We start from the raw sequence: 3,668 nt of genomic DNA, 5'->3' as shown, positions 1-3,668 counted from the left end.
GGGCAGCAGCAGCGGGTCGCGCTGGCCCGGGCGCTGGTGAACCGGCCGCGCGCGCTGCTGCTGGACGAGCCGCTGGGCGCCCTCGACCTGAAGCTGCGCCAGGCCATGCAGGTCGAGCTGAAGCGGATCCAGCGCGAGGTCGGCATCACGTTCGTGTACGTCACGCACGACCAGGGCGAGGCCCTGACGATGTCGGACCGGATCGCGGTGATGAACGACGGGCTGGTCGAGCAGCTCGGCTCGCCGCGCGCGATCTACGAGCGTCCGGCCAGCAAGTTCGTCGCCGGGTTCATCGGCACGTCCAACCTGCTGGCGGGCGAGGCGGTGGAGAGCGGCGACGGGCGGGCGGTGCTGCGGCACGGCGACGGCGGACGCGTCGTGGCCGTCCTGCGGGACGGGCAGAGCGTCGCGTCCGGGGCCACCGTGGAGCTGACCGTCCGGCCGGAGAAGATGCAGATCACCGCGGACGAGCCGGGCGACGGCCTGTCCCGGGTGCCCGGCGTGGTCAGCGAGGTCGTCTACCTGGGCACCTCCACGAACTACAACGTCACCACGGACGCCGGGGCGGACGTGGTGGTCTTCGTCCAGAACGCCATGAGCGCCGAGGACGTCGCGCGCCGCGGCGACCGGGTGTGGCTGTCCTGGGAGCCGCAGCACTCCTACCTGATCGGGAGCGCGGAGTGACGGGCCTGCCGGGCGCACCGCGCGGGGCGGGCGGCGCGCGTCGCGCGCCGGATCCGGCGCTGCTGCGCGGGCTGACGACGCGGCGCGGGTTCCTCGGGGCCGTGGGGGCGCTGGCGGGCGCGGCCGCGCTGTCGGGCTGCGGCATTCCGGGCCGGGGCGGGAACGGGGTCGTCACCCAGGCGAAGATCGACGAGTACTGGCGCGGACGCACCGGGAAAGGCCATGTGAACTGGGCGAACTGGCCCGGCTACATGGAGGACGACCACTCCACGATCAAGCAGTTCACCAAGGAGACCGGGATCTCGGTCACCTACAAGGAGGCCATCCAGGAGGCCGCGGACTGGTTCGGGAAGATCCAGGCGCCGCTGGCCGCGAACCAGTCGATCGGGTTCGACCTGATGGTCGTGACGAACGGCATCCAGTTCACCGAGCTGGTCGAGCTGGGCTACCTCGCGCCGCTGGACCACAAGCGGCTGCCGAACTTCGCCAGGTACGCGAGCGACAAGGCGAAGCGGCGCGCCTACGACCCCGGCAACGTCTTCAGCGTCCCGTACATGTCGGGCCTCACCGGCATCGCCTACAACTCCAAGTACGTCAAGGAGCCGATCACCAGCGTCCAGCAGCTCTTCGACCCGAAGTACAAGGGCAAGGTCGGGATGATGAGCGACTCGCAGGAGCTCGGCAACTTCGGCATGTTCGCGGTCGGCGCCGATCCAGAGAAGTCCAGCGAGGCGGACTGGAAGCGCGCGGGGGACCTCCTGCGGTCCCAGCGCGACAAGGGGATCGTCCGCAAGTACTTCGAGCAGGGCTACATCGACGCCGTCACCAAGGGCGACGTGTGGCTGACGATGGCCTGGTCCGGCGACGTGTACACGCTGTCCAGCCCCGACGTGAAGTTCGTGGTGCCGAAGGAGGGCGGCACGATCTGGAGCGACTGCATGATGCTGCCGAAGACCGCCGCCAACCCGGTGGACGCGATCCGGCTGATGGACTGGCTGTACGCGCCGCGCAACAACGCGCCGCTGACCGAGTTCATCAACTACGTCACGCCGGTGCCGGGCGTCCAGGACGTGATCAGGCAGCAGGCGGCCGCCGCGACCGGCGAGGACAAGGCCGACCTCGACCGGCTCGCGACCAGCCCGCTGATCTTCCCGACCGCAGCGGACTACGCCAAGCTGCGCACCTACCGGCCGCTCACCAACGAGGAGCTGCCGCGGTACCAGAAGGTCTTCCAGACGATCCCGCAGGGGGCCTGAGCGATGGCACGGCTGCGCGGGGCGCTGACCCCGTACCTGATGATCCTGCCGGGCGGGCTGTGGATGGCGGTGTTCTTCGTCGTCCCGCTGGTGTTCATGTTCTCGGTGTCGCTGATGACCGGGAACATCATCGACGGCTTCACCCAGACCTGGCACTGGCGCAACTACACCGACGGCTTCCACACCTACGGCGACAAGCTGCTGCGGTCGCTCCGGTACGGCCTGCTGGCGACGGCCGCGTGCATCGCGCTCGCCTACCCGGCCGCCTACTGGATCGCGTTCAAGGGCGGCCGGCGCAAGTCGACGTACCTGTTCCTGCTGCTCCTGCCGTTCTTCGTGTCGTTCGTCCTGCGGACGCTCGCGTGGAAGCTCGTGCTGACCGACAACGGGCCGCTGCTCGGGCCGCTGCGGAACCACGGCCTGGTGCCGAAGGACTTCCACGTCCTGGACAGCGGGTTCGCGGTGGTCTCCGGGCTGACCTACAACTTCCTGCCGTTCATGGTGCTGCCGATCTACGTGGCGCTGGAGCGGATCGACTACCGGGTCATCGAGGCGTCCTACGACCTGTACGCGAGCCGGACGCAGGCGTTCCTGCGGGTGGTCCTGCCGCTGTCGCTGCCGGGCGTGTTCGCCGGGGTGATCATGACGTTCGTGCCGGTGGCGTCCGACTACGTCAACTCCGAGGTGCTGGGCGGGCCGAACAACGTGATGATCGGCCACATCATCCGCACCGAGTACTTCGACAACAGCTCCTACGCGCTGGCGTCGGCGCTGTCGTTCTCCCTGATGGCGATGCTGCTCGTCGGGATCTTCGCCTACGCCCGCGCGCTGGGCACCGAGGACGTTCTGGAGGCGGCGGGACGATGACGACCACCCTGGAGAAGCCGGCCGCCGTGCGGCGGCGCCGCCGGATCGAGCGGGACGGCCTCGGCCTGCGGGTCTACACCTGGCTGATCATCGCGTGGCTGATGCTGCCGATCGCGATCATGATCGTGTTCGGCTTCAACGACACCCACGGCAAGCAGAACTTCCAGTGGGAGGGCTTCACGCTCCGCTGGTACCGGCACCTGTTCGACAAGGGCGACCTCACCCGGGCGCTGTGGAACTCGCTCTCGATCGCGCTGCTCAGCACCGTGATCACGACCGTCCTCGGGACGTTCGCCGGGATCGCGCTCGGCCGGTTCCGGTTCCGCGGCAAGGGTATGACGAACCTGGTGCTGTTCGCGGCGATCTCCTGCCCGGAGATCGTGATGGGCTCGTCGCTGCTGTCGATGTTCGTCAGCCTCGACCTGCCGCGCGGCTACTGGACGGTCCTGATCGCGCACGTGATGTTCTCGATCTCGTTCGTCGCGGTGACCGTCCGGGCCCGGGTGGTCGGCCTCGACCCGCGGGTGGAGGAGGCCGCCAAGGACCTCGGAGCCGGGCCGGTCGAGACGTTCCGGCTGGTCACCCTGCCGATGATCATGCCGGGTGTGGTGTCCGGGGCGCTGCTCGCCTTCGCCCTGTCCATCGACGACTTCGTCATCACCAACTTCACCAGCGGCTCGACGGTGACCTTCCCGCTGTGGGTGTACGCCTCCACCCGCACCGGCACCCCGCCGCAGGTCAACGTAATGGGAACCCTGATCTTCGCGGCCGGCGCGGTGCTGGCCGTGATCTCCGCCCGGCGCGGCGCACGCCGCACCTGACCGGTCCGGGCCGCCGCGTCCGGACCTCAGGTCCCGAACG

The 3,668-nt window shown here is 69.2% G+C and carries 4 protein-coding genes; all 4 read left to right on the top strand.

Translation table 11 applies throughout. The features are described 5' to 3' along the window. The coding region (locus AB0J52_RS31920) for an ABC transporter ATP-binding protein (protein ID WP_500186503.1) at positions 1 to 684 on the top strand (684 nt) is incomplete at its 5' end. Further along, positions 681 to 1,940, top strand: coding sequence for a polyamine ABC transporter substrate-binding protein (locus tag AB0J52_RS31915; RefSeq protein ID WP_500186502.1), 1,260 nt, complete (start codon positions 681 to 683; stop codon positions 1,938 to 1,940). The genes AB0J52_RS31920 and AB0J52_RS31915, both read left to right, overlap by 4 nt. 3 nt (positions 1,941 to 1,943) lie before the next feature. Next, the gene (locus AB0J52_RS31910) at positions 1,944 to 2,807 is read left to right on the top strand and encodes an ABC transporter permease (RefSeq protein ID WP_500186500.1); all 864 of its coding nucleotides are present in this window, start codon (positions 1,944 to 1,946) and stop codon (positions 2,805 to 2,807) included. Beyond that, positions 2,804 to 3,628: an ABC transporter permease gene (locus AB0J52_RS31905; RefSeq protein ID WP_500186499.1), complete on the top strand. Its 825-nt coding sequence runs from the start codon at positions 2,804 to 2,806 to the stop codon at positions 3,626 to 3,628. The genes AB0J52_RS31910 and AB0J52_RS31905 overlap by 4 nt, the downstream gene beginning before the upstream one ends. Positions 3,629 to 3,668: the final 40 nt, after the last annotated feature.

Source organism: Spirillospora sp. NPDC049652, assembly GCF_040675125.1.
Taxonomy (GTDB): Bacteria; Actinomycetota; Actinomycetes; order Streptosporangiales; family Streptosporangiaceae; genus Spirillospora.
This window is presented reverse-complemented; position numbering and strand designations above follow the sequence as displayed.

Excerpts from the sequence above, each read along its gene's own strand:
- AB0J52_RS31910 (WP_500186500.1), top strand. The coding sequence starts at position 1,944 with ATGGCACGGCTGCGCGGGGCGCTGACCCCGTACCTGATGATCCTGCCG.
- AB0J52_RS31905 (WP_500186499.1), top strand. The coding sequence starts at position 2,804 with ATGACGACCACCCTGGAGAAGCCGGCCGCCGTGCGGCGGCGCCGCCGG.